The sequence below is a fragment of the Chloroflexus sp. genome (genome assembly GCF_034432675.1).
Taxonomy (GTDB): Bacteria; Chloroflexota; Chloroflexia; order Chloroflexales; family Chloroflexaceae; genus Chloroflexus.
Map to the genome: position 1 here is coordinate 19,467 of NZ_DAOUBI010000072.1, position 18,067 is coordinate 37,533.

At 56.1% G+C, this 18,067-nt stretch carries 14 protein-coding genes; 4 read left to right on the top strand and 10 right to left on the bottom strand.

All coding sequences use genetic code 11. The annotated features are described in order from the left end of the window. Positions 1-276: 276 nt before the first annotated feature. Both VAE55_RS05710 and VAE55_RS05715 read right to left on the bottom strand, forming a co-directional pair. Positions 277-1,959, bottom strand: a complete 1,683-nt coding sequence (locus VAE55_RS05710) for a glycosyl hydrolase (protein ID WP_322814837.1) — start codon at positions 1,957-1,959, stop codon at positions 277-279. A 95-nt stretch (positions 1,960-2,054) separates the two neighbouring features. Further along, complete coding sequence (locus VAE55_RS05715) at positions 2,055-3,932, bottom strand: sigma-54-dependent Fis family transcriptional regulator (protein ID WP_322814838.1); 1,878 nt, start codon at positions 3,930-3,932, stop codon at positions 2,055-2,057. A 343-nt stretch (positions 3,933-4,275) separates the two neighbouring features. Here VAE55_RS05715 and VAE55_RS05720 point away from each other — a divergent pair, with 343 nt between their 5' ends. From VAE55_RS05720 to VAE55_RS05735, 4 genes are all read left to right on the top strand, one after another. Further along, positions 4,276-5,526: an SH3 domain-containing protein gene (locus VAE55_RS05720; RefSeq protein ID WP_322814839.1), complete on the top strand. Its 1,251-nt coding sequence runs from the start codon at positions 4,276-4,278 to the stop codon at positions 5,524-5,526. After that, positions 5,523-6,359 carry a PolC-type DNA polymerase III gene (locus VAE55_RS05725; RefSeq protein WP_322814840.1) on the top strand — a complete coding sequence of 279 codons (837 nt, stop codon included), beginning with the start codon at positions 5,523-5,525 and terminating at the stop codon, positions 6,357-6,359. The genes VAE55_RS05720 and VAE55_RS05725 overlap by 4 nt, the downstream gene beginning before the upstream one ends. A gap of 385 nt (positions 6,360-6,744) precedes the next feature. Beyond that, positions 6,745-7,890: an RNA polymerase sigma factor RpoD gene (gene rpoD, locus VAE55_RS05730; RefSeq protein ID WP_012258920.1), complete on the top strand. Its 1,146-nt coding sequence runs from the start codon at positions 6,745-6,747 to the stop codon at positions 7,888-7,890. 77 nt (positions 7,891-7,967) lie between these two features. Continuing rightward, complete coding sequence (locus VAE55_RS05735) at positions 7,968-8,861, top strand: DMT family transporter (protein ID WP_322814857.1); 894 nt, start codon at positions 7,968-7,970, stop codon at positions 8,859-8,861. 35 nt (positions 8,862-8,896) lie between these two features. Here the strand turns inward: VAE55_RS05735 and VAE55_RS05740 are convergent, their stop codons facing one another. The 8 genes from VAE55_RS05740 to VAE55_RS05775 form a co-directional block, all read right to left on the bottom strand. After that, positions 8,897-9,709 (bottom strand): slipin family protein, encoded by an 813-nt coding sequence (locus tag VAE55_RS05740; protein WP_322814841.1) that lies wholly within the window; start codon positions 9,707-9,709, stop codon positions 8,897-8,899. Positions 9,710-9,762: 53 nt separating this feature from the next. After that, positions 9,763-11,097, bottom strand: coding sequence for an NfeD family protein (locus VAE55_RS05745; protein ID WP_322814842.1), 1,335 nt, complete (start codon positions 11,095-11,097; stop codon positions 9,763-9,765). Between the two features lie 390 nt (positions 11,098-11,487). After that, complete coding sequence (locus VAE55_RS05750; protein WP_322814843.1) at positions 11,488-11,700, bottom strand: DUF951 domain-containing protein; 213 nt, start codon at positions 11,698-11,700, stop codon at positions 11,488-11,490. A gap of 1 nt (position 11,701) precedes the next feature. Next, positions 11,702-12,898, bottom strand: coding sequence for a nucleoside triphosphate pyrophosphohydrolase (gene mazG, locus VAE55_RS05755; RefSeq protein ID WP_322814844.1), 1,197 nt, complete (start codon positions 12,896-12,898; stop codon positions 11,702-11,704). After that, positions 12,895-13,803, bottom strand: coding sequence for a peptidylprolyl isomerase (locus tag VAE55_RS05760; RefSeq protein ID WP_322814845.1), 909 nt, complete (start codon positions 13,801-13,803; stop codon positions 12,895-12,897). Before VAE55_RS05760 ends, mazG begins: the two co-directional genes overlap by 4 nt. Before the next feature lie 115 nt (positions 13,804-13,918). Further along, a complete protein-coding gene (gene lepA, locus VAE55_RS05765; RefSeq protein ID WP_322814846.1) occupies positions 13,919-15,742 on the bottom strand; it encodes a translation elongation factor 4 in 1,824 nt (607 codons plus the stop codon). A gap of 551 nt (positions 15,743-16,293) precedes the next feature. Further along, entirely contained in the window at positions 16,294-17,130 is an 837-nt protein-coding gene (locus VAE55_RS05770; RefSeq protein ID WP_322814847.1) for an ABC transporter permease, read from the bottom strand. Then, entirely contained in the window at positions 17,108-18,031 is a 924-nt protein-coding gene (locus tag VAE55_RS05775) for an ABC transporter ATP-binding protein (protein ID WP_322814848.1), read from the bottom strand. The genes VAE55_RS05770 and VAE55_RS05775 overlap by 23 nt, the downstream gene beginning before the upstream one ends. Positions 18,032-18,067: the final 36 nt, after the last annotated feature.

Genomic DNA, 18,067 nt, shown 5'->3' on the forward strand with positions numbered 1-18,067 from the left:
GGGCTGCTGACCATCTGCGGTGCCATCACGCACTGGATTATGTACCTTGCTCGTTCGTTGTGCGCGGGTCGCGAAGTTTGGAGTGCGGCAGCCATGCTGCCGCACCAGCCGTGCTTCGTGCCGGGTGCGTGTTACGCTGTTGACCGTGCTAGTCAGGTGGATGCCACATCAGAACACGTTCCACGGCCAATGGTGCGTAGAAGCTACGCTACCGCACCAACCGTGCTCTTGACTGTCATCTCTGGTTAGCGTCCGGTCATCTATATCCTGACCGGTTTATCGTGTCGCAGGTATGGCGTGTGGTAGCCAGGCTACCGCGCCAACCGTACCCACGAGCGCCATCGCGGACGCAGTACCCGGTCGTGTGTCGCCGACCGGTAATGTGTAATAACTACTATCACCGGCTTTACCGACCAGCGCAGCAATCTCGCCAATGATCAACTCGCCTACACCACTCCACCCATCATACTGATCGTCAACCACAATCGCCTGCAATGCCAGTGGCGCATCGGGACGCCGATTTCCCTCACCAGAAACATACCCATACTGGAGCGCCCTATACCCGATTGGTGCCAATAAAACCTGATCCGCTTCCGGGCCAATCATCCCAACGGTCAGCGCGAAACGTTCACCCTCTGCGTCACGCACCCAGAGACGCAGATGATGCGCACTGCCATCGCCAGACAGGCGCACCATCAATGCTCTGGTATGGGCAGGCAGCGCAATTGGTTCGCGCAACTCAAAGGCGACGTAATCATTGGCGCGGGTGGTAAACCGATACGCAATATGCAAGCCGTCCTGTGCTTGCCGGATCGATCCATTTGGTTGAGCGGGACGTTGCCATGCTACCCGCTGATCAAGCAGGTGAATAGTCGTCACTGGCATAGCTGAGTCCACCGTGGGCATAGATGTAGCCAGATCGCGCAAGGCAGCCGCTACCGGTTTAGCACGACTAAAATCGGCCCGCCCGCTGCCATACGCAAACAAGCCATACGTGTTGTGCGGATCATCTTTCAGTGCGTACCAGAAAACATGGCTGACTCCGCCCTGCCAGAGGGCATAGTACGCCTGCGGCAAATAGGCCGCTTGTTGCGCAACATCAATTAGCGCCAGCGGATCGCGGTCGCTCGCCCCACTCGCCCAGCCAACTTCAGTTACCCACACCGGTTTCCAGCCGTATTTTGCGGCAATAGCTCTCACCCCATCAGCTACAGCGATCAGGTTGCCTTCTACCGGGTTCAGCGGATCGACATAGGGATGGATGGCAATCATATCAAAGGCATGCCAGCCCCCATAGGCTGCAATCGCCTGCAGAAAACTGGTATCAAACGGATTAATCCCTCCCAGCAGAATCGACGCTGTTGGATCAATTGCCCGGATCGTCCGTGCTGTTGCGATCAGCAGGCGCGTATATTGCTCAGGATCAGGAGCCGGTCGCCAAAACAACGCTTGATCCGGCTCATTCCAGACCTGCCAGTGTTTCACAACGTGCCGGTAACGTTGCACAACCGCTGCCACATACGCCACAAATGCAGCCTCGTCTGGGGCAGCAAACGAGATCTGGTTGGGATGATCGGTAGGATCGGGCGTGGCCCATCCGACTGCCGGCCCCAACACAGCCAGTACCTGCAAGCGCTGCCGGTGCAATGCCAAGAGTGCGGCATCGCTGAATGTCCAATCCCAGGTAGCGGGATCGGGCTGAATCCGGTGCCAGTGTAAATCTTCGCGCACCCATTGCACACCGAGATCGGCCAGAATTGCCGCCGGAATTGGCATTGTAGCCGCATCGGGGTAACGGGTAGTGAGATGGCTGTTAATCCCAACTGCACGCAACTCCGCCAGGGCGCGGATTGCAAATGGTTGTGTAACCCGATCCTGCAGGATGAGCGCGTCAGCACACAACGACCCAGCAACCAGGCACAGCAATACCAGACGACAGGGGCCGGTCAATTGTCGCATAAAAGGTCTCAACAATAACGTTTGGGATGCTGCCAGACGGTAGTCCTGTTACATCATACCAGTTGCGCACAACTCGAACACAACCACCCGTCGGACTACGGTACCATATCCTCACGCGAAATTCGATAACGGGTCATCTTACGCCAGAGGGTGGCCCGACTGATCCCCAACAACGCGGCTGCCCGGCCTAACCGCCCGCCCGCTGCCCGACCGGCCCGTAAGATGGCGTCTCGTTCACTCAACTCCTGGGTCTCGGCCAGACGTGGGCTGTCGGAGATGAGTAACGGTGTGGTGTGGCGGGCAATGGCCGGGGGCAAATCCGACACCGTGAGCACACTCTTGGCGTTCGTCTGTACCATCTGCTCCAGCACCACTTCCAGTTCACGGACATTCCCCGGCCACGGATACGTCCGCAACGCAGCTAACGCATCTGGATCGAGCGCCACTTGTCGCCCGAACTGTTCACTCAACCGCCGGATCATATGATTGGCCAGCAGGATAATATCGTCGCCACGCTGCCGCAGCGGCGGAATATCAACAACAAACGCACTCAGGCGGGCGTACAGATCGGCGCGAAAACGTCCCTCCGCCACAAGTTGCTCAAGACTATGACCGGTGGTAATCACCCGCACATCAACCGGTATCGGACGCGCTCCACCGGTACGGATCACCCGTCCCATCTCTATCACCCGCAGCAGACTGGTCTGCTGATCGAACGAGAGGGCATCGATAGCTTCGAGATACAATACGCCTCCATGGGCCAGCTCCAGCTTCCCAGGGCGCCCAGGCTGACTATCCGCCCCCTCCACCCCAAACAACTCGCTATCAATCAACTGGCGAGGAATTGCCGCACACGAGACGCGAATGAACGGGCCACCGGCGCGACTACTGGCATTGTGGATCGCCTGGGCAAAAATCTCCTTGCCGACACCGGCTTCACCTCGCAACAAAATGGCCCCTCGACCGGCAGCCGCCAGCCGTGCTTGGCGCATTGCCTGCCGCATACTCTCACTCTGACCAACAATATCACGAAACGTAAATGTCGCCCGTGCCCCGACCACTTGTTGGACGAGTTGACGCACACTTTCAGTTGGCCGCAACGTGATCACACTGCCCAGGTAGCGACGGCTGCGATCCCATACCGGGCGCACCCCACAGATAACCGCCTGTGCTCCGGTCGGTGTTTGCCAGATCACCTCTTGCTCTTCGAGCGTGCTGAGCTGCTGGAGCGCAGCCGCAATCGCGGGTGGCGGTGAAATCACACTGGTCAGCGGGCGCCCGGCAGCCGAGCGAACATTGATGCCCAGAATACCGGCGACACGCCGACTCAAGCGCCGGATTTCCCCGTTAGGACCAACAAAGATCAACCCTTCGTTGATCGTATCAAGCGTCGCGTAGAGTTCGGTAAGTTGATCGTTCGCTTCGTTCAGTAACCGTTCAGCACGTAATTGACTATGAAATGCCTGCGCTGCCGCGATAACCATTCCAAGCGCATACGGATGCCGCTCTTCGACCAGGCTGAGGATGGCTAGCGCACCTAATGCCCGACCATCAGGGCTAAAAATCGGTGCCGCAGCCAGCGCAAACGATTGTAACCACTGACAGTAGTGGTCATCACCGGCGGTCTGACAGGGTAGAGCTTCGCGCAAAGCCAGATCAACCGCATTAGTACCGGCATACTCCTCGGCCAGCGTGATCCCATATCCAATCCCATACTGCTGCGCCTGCACCATAATGGCGCTATCCCCGGCCATATCGATGATCGTTCCCTGATCATCGCAAATGACCACCACAAAACCGGGATGGTCACTAAGTTGATACAAATCTTCTATTGACGAACGAACCAGGGCCTGCAGATGGCTCCACCCACTCAGATTAACCATCCCGGTTTGCGGTGCACACGTTGGGTCTAGCCCACGTGCCTGACAACGTGCCCACGAACGCTGAATCGGTGGGATGGATGGTGTCGCCATGGATAACCTCGTGCTACTATCCGGTTATCAATATTATAGTCATTTTTGCCTGTACATCATCCACGACGGTGTGCTATCGCTCACGCAGCAACAATACAATGAATGACTGTATCTTCTCGTGTGCTCAGCGTCGCCCTGCTCTGGGAGCGATCCCCGGTATCGTTGTAAGACAAGATACGTCTGACAGACCGACGATTTGGCGAGCCGGCGGAATAAAACGCTGCTTCAATGCCGGAAAGTGCTGATCTTGTGGTAGATTCTACTACTCCTGCAAGTACAAGTTGCAGATACTGCCGGATTCGCATATCATAGGCACTCGAAGCGATTGTATTCGAGGTTACGCATGCAAACAACGCTCAATCAGATACCAACACCACTAGCCATCGGGCTTATCATTCTTGGACTTATCATCATTCTGATGGTCGTCATCCTGATTCGTCGCCGTCGTTCTGCTCAGCAATCGACACCTGAACTGGAACTTCCCCCGGCAACGCCGATTGATTACACAGCGGTACCACTGGAAGAGCCACAAAGCTGGCAAGATCGACTGCGTAATCTCTCCCTGGCAGCCAAAATCCTTTTTGTGCTGATCCCGGTATTGCTCTGTCTGGGAATTGGGATACTGGTATCGAGCTTAAATAACGATCAGACTGCCAGCCCACCACCAACACCCACACCTTCACCGGTACCGGTCACCATCACGATAGAAGATGCAGCAATTGTCCGTGCCGATCCGCTGACCATCGGGGTGCGAGTGCGTAGTACCGGCCTGCCTGATGACAGTGAGTTGCAAGTCGAACTACGCGCCGACGGACAACCACTGCGCTGGATCGATCCTGCTCAGACCATTCGTATTCGCCGCGACCGGGGTGATTTGCGCACCGCAAAGATTCCTGATAGCGATCCAACACCACGTGGACAACGCTATACCGTCGTCGTCAGCACGCCAGACGGTAGCGTAAGTGCTGAGGCCGAGCTGGAGGTGCTGGCAAACTTCGAGGCCGCCTTCTATGGGGAAACAGGTGGCGTGGCAGAGGCACCTTCACCTACCGTATCACCAACGGCCACTCAGCCTCCGGCAGCGCAGACAACCCCAACTCCACTGCCGTCGCCAACGGCAATCCCAACCCCGACGTTGCCTACCGGTCAACCGGTCGCTGTCACAAATGGTGGTAATGTGCGGAGTCTGCCCTACACAGGCATTAATAACGTGATCGGCGGAATCAACGCCGGTGAACAAGTCCAAATCCTGGCCCGCACTCCCAACGCACGATGGTATTACGTGCGTACTGTGCGCGATGAGATCGGTTGGGTCAGCGCAACCCTCATTGCCGTCACTGACCTGATCGCTGCCGAAACACCGGTTGCCAATGTGGTGACGGTCTTTGTCAGCGGTCTGCTCTACCTGGCTGCCGATCCGGCCAGTGCGCAAATTGATCGGGTTGAGATCAACGAGGTGGTCGAGTTGTTTGAGCGCACCGCCGACGGCACATGGTATCGAGTACGCAATATTCGTGACCGTGAGGGTTGGGTACAGGCCAGCCTGCTCGGCATTCCCGACGATGTTGCAGCGCAGGTACCGGTGACACAATGACAGGCATTGAACTACAACAACCCATTACCGACGTGCCACTCCTCTTCTTCGATGTTGAGACGACCGGGCTTGAGCTTCAGGCCGGTCATCGCATCTGCGAAGTGGCCATGCTCCGCTGGGAGCATGGCCAGGAGGTGGGCAGGATTAATACGTTAATTAATCCCGAACGCGAACTCGATCCGCAGGCAGCCCAAATTAACGGTCTTCAGCCGGCAGATCTGAACAATGCGCCTTTATTTACCGATATTGCGCCCCAGATTGTGCAGATCAGCCAGAACGCGGTACGTATTGCCCACAACCTTCCCTTCGACGAGTCTTTTTTGAATATGGAACTGTGTCGAGCCGGTTATCCACCCTTTACCGGCCCAGCGCTCGACACCCTCGAACTGGCCCGGCGCCTCGGTATCCGTCGCGGTTCACTGAGCCTGGCCGCACTAGCCACGACGTTCGGCCTGCCGGCACCCACCCATCGGGCAATGGATGATGTGCTGACATTACGCGCACTCTTTGATCGTTTTGTTAATGAAATGGTCAGCCTCGGTGTCATAACCCTGGGTGAAGTTCTCCGTTTCGCACGTGGTCTGCTCCCCGATGACCCTGAACCGGAAGCCCCACCGCCACTGGCTGCTGCACTGGCTACCGGGTCTACCTTACGCATCAGGTACACGTCTAACAGCAATTCCCATCCCCTCGAACGCCGCATCCGCCCCATTGAGCTGGTTGTCGAACCTAACGGCATTAGTGTGCGCGCCTTTTGCTATTTGCGAAACGATATTCGTCATTTTCTCCTCTCACGCATTAGCGCGTATCTGCCTGACACGCAGCCAGAGTGACCAGCTCAAATGGACAAATCACATGTTTTTTCAGAATCAGTCCAAAGAGGGGGTTGACTCTGATACTCCAACAGTGCTATAGTAGCCTTAGTTACGTCTAATGGGGTGCCACGTTTGCGTCCCTCTATCGCGGTGACAGCTTGGGGTTTGAGGGCCTTCTCTCAACCCCATTCCTTTGCCGAAGCAACAGGGAGTACGCGACGTGTAAGGCCCGGCGTTTCAGTAGTGTCGCTGTGGCCTTTCAATATTCCTGAAGACGAAAAAATCGATTGCAGCAGCCCGCCGTCTCATCAACGGCCTAGTGATGGTCGTCACGCCAGCCTGACGCCATCAACAGAGTACTGGTTGAACGATGTTGAGCAAAGCTACACCGGAGTCAGAGGCAATGATCGAGCAATTGCTCGCCGCAGCTCGTGTGCGTGGCTACATCACCCACGCCGACATTCTTGCTACTTTTCCAAACCCAGAGCACGACATTGCTGAGATCGATCAGCTTTATGCGATGCTGCAAGCTGAGGGGATCAAAGTAATCGAGTCAAGTGATGAACTCGATGGCCCGACCGATTTTGAACCCGATCCAGATGCTGATCTCATTGCTGATTTGCCCGATTTGGGTGATATTGCATTTGATGACCCGGTTCGCATGTACTTACAAGAGATCGGGCAGGTACCGTTGCTGACTGCCGAACAAGAGGTTGAACTGGCAAAAGCAATGGAAGCAGGTGCTGCTGCTCGCCAGCGCCTTGATCGCGAAGAATACACCTCGGCCCGCGAACGGTTCGAGCTTGAACGGGCAGTCCAGCAGGGACAGGATGCCCGCCATCATCTCATTCAGGCTAATCTGCGCCTGGTCGTCAGTATTGCCAAGAAGTACACGTCCTACGGCCTGACGATGATGGATCTCGTCCAAGAGGGAAATATTGGCCTGATGCGGGCAGTTGAGAAATTTGATTACAAAAAGGGGCATAAGTTCAGTACTTACGCAACGTGGTGGATCCGTCAGGCGATCACGCGTGCGATTGCCGATCAGAGCCGCACAATCCGTCTCCCCGTCCATATGGGTGAGGCGATTAGTCAGGTTAAGCGCACGTCTCATCGCCTCCAGCAGACGATGCAGCGTGAGCCGACTCCGGAAGAGATCGCCGATGCAATGGGTATTTCCGCCGGTAAAGTACGCCGCACGCTTGAGGCGAGCATGCATCCCCTTTCACTTGAGATGCCGGTCGGGCAAGAGGGTGAAGGACGGATGGGCGATTTTATTGAGGATGATCGTATTTCCACTCCCGCCGAAGCGGCTGCTGCCTCATTACTGCGCGAGCAGCTCGAAGAGGTTTTGATGAAGCTGCCCGAACGCGAGCGGAAGATTATTCAATTGCGCTACGGCCTCAAAGACGGTCGTTACCGCACGCTCGAAGAGGTGGGTATCGAGTTTGGGATTACCCGCGAGCGCATTCGCCAGATTGAAGCAGTTGCCCTGCGCAAGCTCCGCCATCCCCATCTCGGTAAGAAGCTCCGCGGCTATCTGGATTAAGCTCTTTATCGCTTGTGTGTCAGCCTTGATAGCCCCCGTGCAATCGTCACGGGGGCTAGTGTGTGCCTGTGACAGTTATGCAACGCCTCGATGAAGCACAACGTCCGCTCGATGTCGCGATGGTCGTGATCGCTGCCCTCAGCTGGGGAACGATTGGAGTCGCTGTTGGTTGGCTCTACCGCTTAACAGAAACCAATTCCCTCTCGATTGGCTTTTTACGATTGCTCCTCTCAGCACCGGTGCTCCTGATAACAGCTCGCCTCCTGGCTGGACAACAGGCATTCTGTATTCAATCCCGCCATCGCTGGACACTGGGGCTAATCGGCGGGGCATTTGCCGGCTATCAGGTCGCCTATTTTGCTGCCATTCCCTACCTCGGCGTGGCAGCGGCTGTGCTGATTAACATTTGCAGCGCACCGATCTTTACCGCGCTCCTGGCGCGTGCGTTCCTCGGCGAGCGACTACGACCTGCGACCTGGCTGGCAATTGGCGGTGCCGTAGTCGGTGCCGGTCTCCTGGTTGGTGGTGCGCCCCAGGTGGAATCTACCATCGATCTGCTGATCGGGACGGCACTGGCCCTCACTGCCGGCTTCTCATACAGTCTGGTCGTACTTGGCGCACGCCTAATTGCCGCCGATTATCATCCGGTTGTACCGGTCGCCCTATCCTTTACCCTGGGTGCCATCCTGCTGCTGCCGGCAGCTCTCTCCACCGGCCTGGTGGTTGATTATCCTGTCCAGGGCTGGCTGGTACTGATCTACCTCAGCATCGTACCCACAGCTATCGCGTATGCGCTATATGTGCGCGGCATGCGCAGTGTACGCGCAACCACCGCGGCGACCATTACACTCCTCGAACCACTTGGCTCAGCTCTGCTGGCTATTCTCCTCCTCGGCGAACGCTTTACCACTACCGGTATTGTCGGAGCCATCCTTCTCATTGCCAGCATCGCCATCATTGCGCGCAAATAGGGGCGAAGTACGCTTCGCCCCTATCCCCTGTACGGTTATGCCTCTTCACTCCGAACAATCCGCCGCTCATCACTGGTAGCACCATTGTTTGATGCCAGGAAGGTCTTGAGCATATCAATCGGCAGCGGGAAGACAATCGTACTATTCTTCTCGGTAGCAATCTCGGTCAACGTCTGCAAATAGCGCAGCTGCAACGTCGTTGGTTCGCTAGCCAGCACTCGCGCCGCCTCAGCCAGTGTGCGCGACGCCTGCAACTCACCATCGGCGTGGATCAGCTTGGCCCGCTTCTCACGCTCGGCCTCAGCTTGGCGTGCCATCGCCCGCTGCATGTTCTGCGGCAGCTCCACGTCCTTCACTTCTACAATCGTCACCTTAATTCCCCACGGCTCGGTCTGCTCGTCAATAATCTGCTGTAACTTCTGATTAATCTTTTCGCGTTGCGCCAGCAATTCATCGAGTTCGACCTGACCAACGACACTGCGGAGCGTCGTCTGCGCGATTTGCATCGTCGCCCGGATGTAGTCCATTACCTTTGTTACCGCCCAGTTCGGATTGATCACCTGAAAATAGAGTACCGCATTCACCTTAATCGTGACGTTGTCAAGTGTAATCACCTCCTGAACCGGCACGTCCATGGTGATTACCCGCATATCCACCCGTACCATCCGCTCGAACACCGGAATCACGAAGAAGATGCCTGGCCCTCGCGGCCCCATCAACCGACCAAGCCGGAAGATCACCCCACGCTCATATTCAGGCACAATTTTGATCGCCGACAACAGAATCATCAGGGCAATAAAGGCAAGCACTGCCAGACAGGCCAGTAAAAAGAACGTTGCACCTCCCATAGTCCTGCTCCTTTCTATCGAAATCTTGTGATAAGAGTCATGGCACGCCACACTCACAATTCTGGCAGTGAAGATTCGCCGCTATCAATCCGCCGCACTGTCAATCGTAGAGCGTAGATACCGGTGACGCGCACAAATTCACCTTCCTCAGCAGTTCCATTTTCACATACCGCCCGCCAGAGCGCACCTTCCACGAAGACCATACCTTCTGGATCAAGCCGTTTGCGTACCTCTGCTATCCGACCGATCAGACCTTCTTGACCGGTCATAACCGGACGATTCCGGGAGCGTAACGCCAGCCAGACTCCACTAATCGCAAAGATTGCAATCAATACTGCCACTAGAATGACCGCCCATAAGGCTACCGTAACCCCAGGTGCCTGTGCTTGATCGAAGAGTGTTAATGAGCTGGCGATCATAATGCCCACCCCAATGACTGTCAACGTACCATGCGATGGCACAAAGAGATCCGCCGCTACCAGACCAAAGGCGACAAGAATACCCAACACACTGAGCCACTGCACCGGCAAGGCAATCATGCCCACAATCGCGCCGGCCAGCAAGATCACACCTAAACCAGCCAGAATACCGACAGTTGGACTGAGAAACTCTGCATAAACAGCCAGCCCGGCCATAATCAACAGGATAAAGACAACGGTCGGGTTGGCCAGAACCAGCAAAACTGCCTCGATAAGATTCACTTCGACGACCCGTGGCCGTCCCCCAAGCGTTGCCAGTATGACCTGAGAGCCATCGGCGAGGGTAATGACACGCCCTTCCAGACGCAGCAGGAGCTCGTCTACATCACGCGCAACAATATCGATAATCGGTGGTGAACCCTCGATAGCCTGCGCTGCGGTTGCGATAAATCCACTGCGTAAGGCGGCATCAGCCCAACTCACATCCCGTTGACGGGATGCACCCCATTCCTCAAACTGCTGTAACTGCTCGTTAAGCAAAAGTTCCTGGGTCGTTTCGCTCACCCCCATTGCAGGGACGAACAACGGGGCTGCAATCCCAAACCGGCTATCGGGAGCCATTGCTGCGACATGCGCCGCTGCCAGTAGCCAGGTACCGGCAACACCGGCATCGTGACCGGCCGGACTGATAAACACAACAACCGGCACCTTCGCTTCCGCGATCTCTCCGGCGAGCGTGCGTGCCTCTTGTGCTACAGCACCACGAGGAGTAAGCTGGACAATCAGCGCCTGGGCATTCGCCGCTTCAGCCTCACGCAGCGCACGACGAAGATACCCGGCAGCATAGCTGCTCAGAACGCCATCGTACTCGACGAAATAAATCGGTTGTACCGATTGAGCTCTAATACCAGTTGCTAGCAGTATCCATAGCAGCCCAACGAACATCAGCCGGTATAGCCAGGTGATCAATCCTCGATTAGTGGCGTTGCCATGACGATATAAGCAACCTTGCCTGAAACAGTATCTCATATAGGCGTACAAACCTGATCTAAACGCGATATTGCCATCATACCGCGTCTATCGTTAACCGGCAAGCAAGGACAGCACTCAAGGCCGGTATACACGTTGTCGGAGATTGCAGATATAGACGTTTCCGCTTTCAGACTGGATTACCCGTGACGCATCTTTGGAGTGCGGAAGCGTGGCTTGCGCATCTACCATACCATGGTCAGATGCAAGTTGCAGCACGGAACTGCCGGTACGTAACCCTGGTGGGGCAAACAGCTAGCCTGCCCTACTATCGAGCACGTTATTACTACACTGGAGAAGTATAGGTCATACATGGCGACAATCCGTCACCTACTCAGCACCCTGCACATCTTCGCTCCGCCCAACAAACCGCTTGATCCGGCGTTCGACCTCTGAGCGTGGCAACAACACGCGCCGACCACACGTCTCACAGCGCAGACCGATGTCGGCACCCAGCCGCACGATCCGCCAGGTATCACCACCACAGGCGTGTGGCTTCCGTAACTGCACAACATCGTTAAGCGCAAACGGCATGGGTTTCATCTCACCGTCCGTCGCCCATCTTCTTCGCTTCAGCCCACCAAACCATCATTTCAGCCAGTGAACAATCCTGCAATGCACGCCCGCCTTGCGCAGCCATCTGCTCAACGAACTGAAAGCGTTGTTTGTAGCGCATAGCTGCGTCGCGCAAAGCTATCTCGGCATCCAGCTTTAACCAGTGCGCCAGCGTTGCTAGCGCAAAGAGCAGATCGCCTAACTCGACCTGTTGCGCCGCCGGATCAGCAGCAATTCGCAATTCATGCAACTCTTCAGTGACTTTGGCCCACACCTGATCGAGATCTTGCCACGTGAACCCTGCGCGGATGGCTTTACGTGAAAATTCCTGCGCCATCATCAGCGCCGGCAGCGCCACCGGTACGCCATCGAGTGCACTGTTGCGCACCTTGCCCTTCGCCGCCTGCTCTTGCGCTTTGAGCTGATACCAGTTGCGCAATACCTGTTCAGGACCATCAACCTCAGTTGTAGCAAAGACGTGCGGATGGCGGAATACCAGCTTATCGGCCACCGTCTGAATGACATCTTCCAGGGTGAACGTACCCGCCTGCCGGGCCATCTCGCTATGCACGAAGACCTGCAAGAGCACATCCCCCAACTCTTCACAGAGTTCCGTCATATTACCGGTATCCAGCGCCTCAACCGCTTCGTAGACCTCGGCGATGAGGTGTTGCCGCAGGCTTTGATGAGTCTGACGCACATCCCACGGGCAGCCATCGGGACCGAGCAAACGACTGACAACCCATTGCAGACGCTCAAAACCACGTCGATCATCAGCCAGCGGTAGAGCCGGAACCACGAGTGCAACCATTTGCGCATCGGACAGGCTCACCGTTGGCAGATCACGCAACTGGCAGGAATGCACAGTATCACCCGGTACGGCAATGATCGTCAACGGATGGTGATCGGGATAACGCTCACCAAGCACCGCTGCTAACAGACCAACGTCAAAGGACACAGCCGATCCCCAGATTAATGCCGGGGTATGGCACACCAGCGGATAGGGCAGGCGCGGCGGTTGATACCTGCCCAATTTCTGTTCTTCCACCCAGGGCGATACCTTCTGCGCAGCAGGCGACGGTGGCGATTGTAACACCGTATCGATGGTAAAAACCTGCATTGATGCCGGATCGATCAAACGATGTGCTATCGCCACGTCAAGTAGTGTCGAGAAGGCATTGTTCATGGTGTTTCCGGGAAAGGTATTGGCAACGTATTGGGATCAAAACCGGCAGCAATCTGCAACTCACCACTCAGTTCAGCTTGCCGGCGTAGATCCTCGTACCAGGGCACAAATGTCTCTTGATAAAACTGGCCGGCGTTGCGCCGCATACGCAGCTCGTCGAAGGATGAAAATGGACGCTGACTCTCGCGCTCCAATACCTCAACAATATGAAAACCAAAATCGGTTTGCACAATGTGAGGCGTATAAAGTGGCAATGAGAAGATCGCTTCTTCAAACGGGGGCACAAACTCACCACGCGGTGTCCATCCCAAATCACCGCCATTCGCCGCCGATCCGGAGTCTCGTGAACGTTCAGCGGCCAGCGTCGCAAAATCGGCACCGGCCTGCAATTCGGCCAGCGTTGCCTGCGCCGTAGCCTCATCGGCAACCAGAATATGGCGTGCCCGCGCCATATCGGCGCGTGTGTTGCGGGCGATCACTGTAAAGACGATCTGCTCACGCGCCAACACGTTGCGCAAATCCTGCACCTCAGCCGGATCAGCCTCAGTCGGCAGGCGGGCAGCAATTTCAGCATCGAGTGCTGCCGGATCAACTCCGATTCCATGCTGACGTGCATACTGCAACAGCAACTCATTCTGGATCATCTGCTCGAAAATCTGGCGACGCAGATCATTCTCAACCACAATCTGTTCAACCTGCTCACGTGTTTGACCGCTGGCCAGTGCATTCGCTACCCCATCACCAATCGCCCGCTTGATCTCAGCATTGACATCGGCAACGGTGAAGACTTGTGCACCCAGCCGGAACGCGACCGGTGAATCGACCGTTTCCCACTGCTGACCCTGAACGGCACTCTGACACCCGGCCAGCACCAGAAGCGCAAACAACCATAGCAGACGACGCATCGACGGCTTCTCCCCTTACACAGCACACATGCTTACCAGATAGATAACCGCTCAGGCAGCTCTCTTCGCAAAAATACGAGGCGAATGTCTATTCGCCTCGTTTATCCGCATAATCCTACCGCTCACGCTCGCTACCCGTTTCATTGAGCGACAGGATAGCCATGAAGGCTTCCTGGGGAATCTCCACACTCCCCACCATCTTCATACGTTTCTTGCCCTCTTTCTGCTTTTCGAGCAGCTTCCGTTTGCGCGTAACGTCACCACCGTAACACTTCGCCAGCACATCCTTGCGCAGGGCACGGATCGTCTCGCGGGCGATCACCTTCGAGCCAATCGCGGCCTGGATCGGCACCTCGAACATCTGGCGCGGGATCAACTGCCGTAGCCGTTCCACCAGATCACGACCACGCTGGTAGGCAAAATCGCGATGCACAATCAGCGAGAGGGCATCAACCGGTTGCCCGTTGACCAGAATATCCAGCTTCACCAGGTCAGCTTCCTGATAGCCGGCCAGATGATAATCGAGTGAGGCGTAACCTTGCGTGCGGCTCTTCAGTTGATCGTAGAAATCGATCACGATCTCGGCCAGGGGCATCCGATATTTCAAGAGCACCCGTGTCGGGTCAAGATAATCCATACTGATGAACGTTCCGCGTCGGGTCGTCACCAGCTCCATAATCGTCCCGATATAGCGCACCGGTGCGATCACACTAATCTCGACCACCGGCTCCTCAATCGCTTCAACCCGCGACTGATCGGGCATCTCCGATGGGTTGGCGACGGTCACAATCTCACCATCAGAAAGCAAAACCTGGTATTCGACCGAGGGTGCGGTGATCAGCAGATCGAGCTTATACTCGCGTTCAAGCCGTTCACGCACAATCTCCATGTGCAAAAGGCCGAGAAACCCGCAGCGGAACCCAAATCCCAGCGCCGCCGAGCTTTCCGGCTGAAACGAGAGCGCCGCATCGTTCAGTTTCAGACGTTCGAGCGCTTCACGCAACTCAGGATAGGCATTCGAGTCGATGGGATAGAGACCGGCGAAGACCATTGGCTTGGCCGGACGATAACCGGGTAGCGGCTCGGCAGCCGGGGCGTCGGCCAGGGTAATCGTATCGCCCACCTGACAATCGGCCACGCTCTTCAAGCCGGTGGCAATATAGCCCACTTCACCGGCAACCAGTTCATTCAGCGGAGTCATGGCCGGGCGGAAGATGCCGAGTTCGAGGGTTTCGGCCTGGGCACCGGTGCCCATAAAGCGCACCCGATCACGACTGGTGAAGGCACCATCAACAACCCGAACATAGGCAATAACACCTTTGTACGGATCGTAGTGCGAGTCAAAGATGAGCGCCCGTGCCGGCTGCTGGCGCTGACCACGTGGCGGTGGAATGCGGCAGACAATCGCCTCCAGAATCTCGGCAATCCCGATACCTTCCTTCGCCGAAGCCATGATCGCATCCTCGGCGGGAATCCCAATCACCGTCTCAATCTCCTGCGCCACCTCTTCGGGATGCGCACCGGGCAGATCGATCTTGTTGACGACCGGAATAATCACCAGATCATTTTCCAGCGCCAGATAGGTATTGGCGAGAGTCTGCGCTTCAATCCCCTGCGAAGCATCAACAACCAGCAACGCCCCCTCGCACGCTGCCAGCGAGCGGTTGACTTCGTAGCTAAAATCCACGTGACCAGGAGTATCAATCAGGTTAAGCTGGTAAAGCTGACCATCGGCTGCGCGATACTCCATTCGTACCGGCTTTAACTTGATCGTGATCCCTTTTTCGCGTTCCAAATCGAGCGAGTCAAGCAGTTGCTCGCGCTGTTCACGCTCGCTAATCGTGCGCGTTGCTTCAAGTAAGCGATCACTCAGCGTTGTTTTGCCGTGATCGACGTGGGCAATGATACTGAAATTACGGATGTGCAGTTGATCTGACATGTGTACTTCAATCGGCGGCAATACCGCAAATATCCCTTCGTTTCTGCTATGCAGTATACCATAGACACGGCCTTGCTGTTGGGTATGGCGACACACCCAACTTTCTCAAGGTGAGCGATAAGGATTGAGCCGACGATCCTGATCCTCTCTAGAACTTATTTCATAAAAGCTGTGCTGTCGTGCTCCCAGACGGTCGCCCAGGCGTAGGAACACTTGCCAATCGCTAAAACAGCATATCCTGCTCCCAGGCTGACGGTATGGTAGTGAGGAAGGCTGACGACCCTTGCCGGTGCCATCACGCGCTGGATTGAGTGCCTTACCCGATTTTCATGCGCGTGGCGCAGCGTTTGGAGTGCGGCAGCCATGCTGCCGCGCCAGCCGTACTTTGTGCCCGGCGCGTGGTACGCGGTTGAACTGGCTGGTCACGGAGATGCCGTTTGTGATCGTCACAATCGTAGAGTCTGTCAGTCATTGATGAGATAACTTCTCAATGTTTTTTGAAACAGGTTTTAGCCCGGCATAGCGACGACATCCTGCCGATCAGGGCAACCTCATACCACCCGTCGTCTCACCAGCCTCGTCCAAAGCCAGGCTCCAACCGTAACATCACGCTGTTCAAAGCTCACGATTGCCAGCAAATAGAATACCAGCGCTGCACCGCTCAGTACGAGCAAATCACTCGCTGCCGGCCCACCGTCTAGTGCATCAGGTGTTGAAGGGCGATAGTGAAATGGCGACAATGGCTGCAACCACTCCAGATCAGGCGACATACCAACCAGGTTGTAGCCAAGAAAACTCACCACCAGCACAACCGCTGCCAGCGCCAGCGCCACCCGTCGCGAGGGGGTCACCGTGCCCAACCACAGACTGATCATTTGGAAGAGAAAAACCAATGGCCAGTGCGCGATGACCGCACGAAAGAGGTCGCCGGCATCGAGATTAGTGGTGAGCTGAGAACGAATCGCCAGAAAGACCAGCGTGGCGGCGATGCCGGCTATCGTTAACACAACCAGGGCAATGGCTGCCAGTTCCAACACCTTCGCCGTCACCAGTTGCCGGCGTGCCAGCGGCAGCGCCATTTGCAATTCGAGCGTACCGGCATCTTCTTCACCTGCCAGCACACCGGTGCCGGTGACAATGGCTAACACTCCGATCAGGACACTAAAAAAGTGGAAGATGGTTGAGCCAATATACCCCTCAAAGGTAGCCATGCTGAGATTACCAAATGCCCGGTACAGTTCAATCGCCTGCAAATCGAGGTTACGCATTTCAGCAGGCAAAGCTGGATAAAACGCCAGGTAGACACTGAAAAAGACCAGCAGGCCACTGCCCCAGCCGATCAACAGCATACGCCGCATACGCAATTCATGCCAAAACAGGCTGAGCATGGTTTTCTCCTTGTCCACCGTAGTAGGCCAGAAAGACCTCTTCCAGCGTAAGCGGGATCGTCTCCAGTTCGATCACTGCTTGCTCGGCGGCGATCCGTAGCACATCCGCCAGTCCTGATCGCACTTCAATCGTGATGTCGTTGCCGCTGTGCGCCAGTATCGTGACACCGGGCAAGGAAAACACGGTAGATGGCAATTGATGGGCAAAGCGCAGCCGTATGCGATGCACCTGTTGCCGTTGCAGCAGTGTGTCGATGCGCTCTACCGTCACCAGTCGACCCTCACGAATAATTCCTACCCGGTCACACACCGCCTGGACTTCAGGCAAGACATGCGAAGAAAAGAAGACGGTGCGTCCCTCACTCCGTGCGGCCCGTACCAGCTCAATCACTGCCTGCTGCGCCAGCGGATCAAGCCCACCAGTTGGTTCATCGAGGATCAGCAAGCGTGGGCGAAACATAAAAGCGGCAATTAGCCCCACTTTCTGCTTATTTCCACGTGAATAGGTGCGCAGCGGACGATCCAGGTCTAATTCGAGTTGATCACACAGTTGTTTCAGATAGGCCGGCTCAACGACCCGTCCACGCACTGCATCGAGCATCGCCAGATACTGATGAGCAGTCTGCTGGGGTGGCAGATTCAGCTCACCGGGGAGATACCCCACCTGCCGGCGAATGGCCGGCCCGTGCCGCCGGCAATCCTGACCAAAGATAAGCGCTCGACCGCGTACCGGCCTGATGAGATCGAGGAGCACTCGCAGGGTAGTCGTCTTGCCGGCCCCATTCGGACCAAGAAAGCCGAACACCTCACCCGCCTCAACTGCCAGATCAAGCCCTTCAATACCACGCCGCCGCCCATAGTAGACCGTAAGGTCGTGGAGTTCAATAACCGGCATCGTCATGTGCGTTCTCCTTGTTTTCAGCAACACGGTGAGGAA

Coding starts and splice junctions, on each gene's coding strand:
- VAE55_RS05710 (WP_322814837.1), bottom strand. CDS start 1,959: ATGCGACAATTGACCGGCCCCTGTCGTCTGGTATTGCTGTGCCTGGTT.
- VAE55_RS05715 (WP_322814838.1), bottom strand. CDS start 3,932: ATGGCGACACCATCCATCCCACCGATTCAGCGTTCGTGGGCACGTTGT.
- VAE55_RS05720 (WP_322814839.1), top strand. CDS start 4,276: ATGCAAACAACGCTCAATCAGATACCAACACCACTAGCCATCGGGCTT.
- VAE55_RS05725 (WP_322814840.1), top strand. CDS start 5,523: ATGACAGGCATTGAACTACAACAACCCATTACCGACGTGCCACTCCTC.
- rpoD (WP_012258920.1), top strand. CDS start 6,745: ATGATCGAGCAATTGCTCGCCGCAGCTCGTGTGCGTGGCTACATCACC.
- VAE55_RS05735 (WP_322814857.1), top strand. CDS start 7,968: ATGCAACGCCTCGATGAAGCACAACGTCCGCTCGATGTCGCGATGGTC.
- VAE55_RS05740 (WP_322814841.1), bottom strand. CDS start 9,709: ATGGGAGGTGCAACGTTCTTTTTACTGGCCTGTCTGGCAGTGCTTGCC.
- VAE55_RS05750 (WP_322814843.1), bottom strand. CDS start 11,700: ATGAAACCCATGCCGTTTGCGCTTAACGATGTTGTGCAGTTACGGAAG.
- mazG (WP_322814844.1), bottom strand. CDS start 12,898: ATGAACAATGCCTTCTCGACACTACTTGACGTGGCGATAGCACATCGT.
- VAE55_RS05760 (WP_322814845.1), bottom strand. CDS start 13,803: ATGCGTCGTCTGCTATGGTTGTTTGCGCTTCTGGTGCTGGCCGGGTGT.
- lepA (WP_322814846.1), bottom strand. CDS start 15,742: ATGTCAGATCAACTGCACATCCGTAATTTCAGTATCATTGCCCACGTC.
- VAE55_RS05770 (WP_322814847.1), bottom strand. CDS start 17,130: ATGCTCAGCCTGTTTTGGCATGAATTGCGTATGCGGCGTATGCTGTTG.
- VAE55_RS05775 (WP_322814848.1), bottom strand. CDS start 18,031: ATGACGATGCCGGTTATTGAACTCCACGACCTTACGGTCTACTATGGG.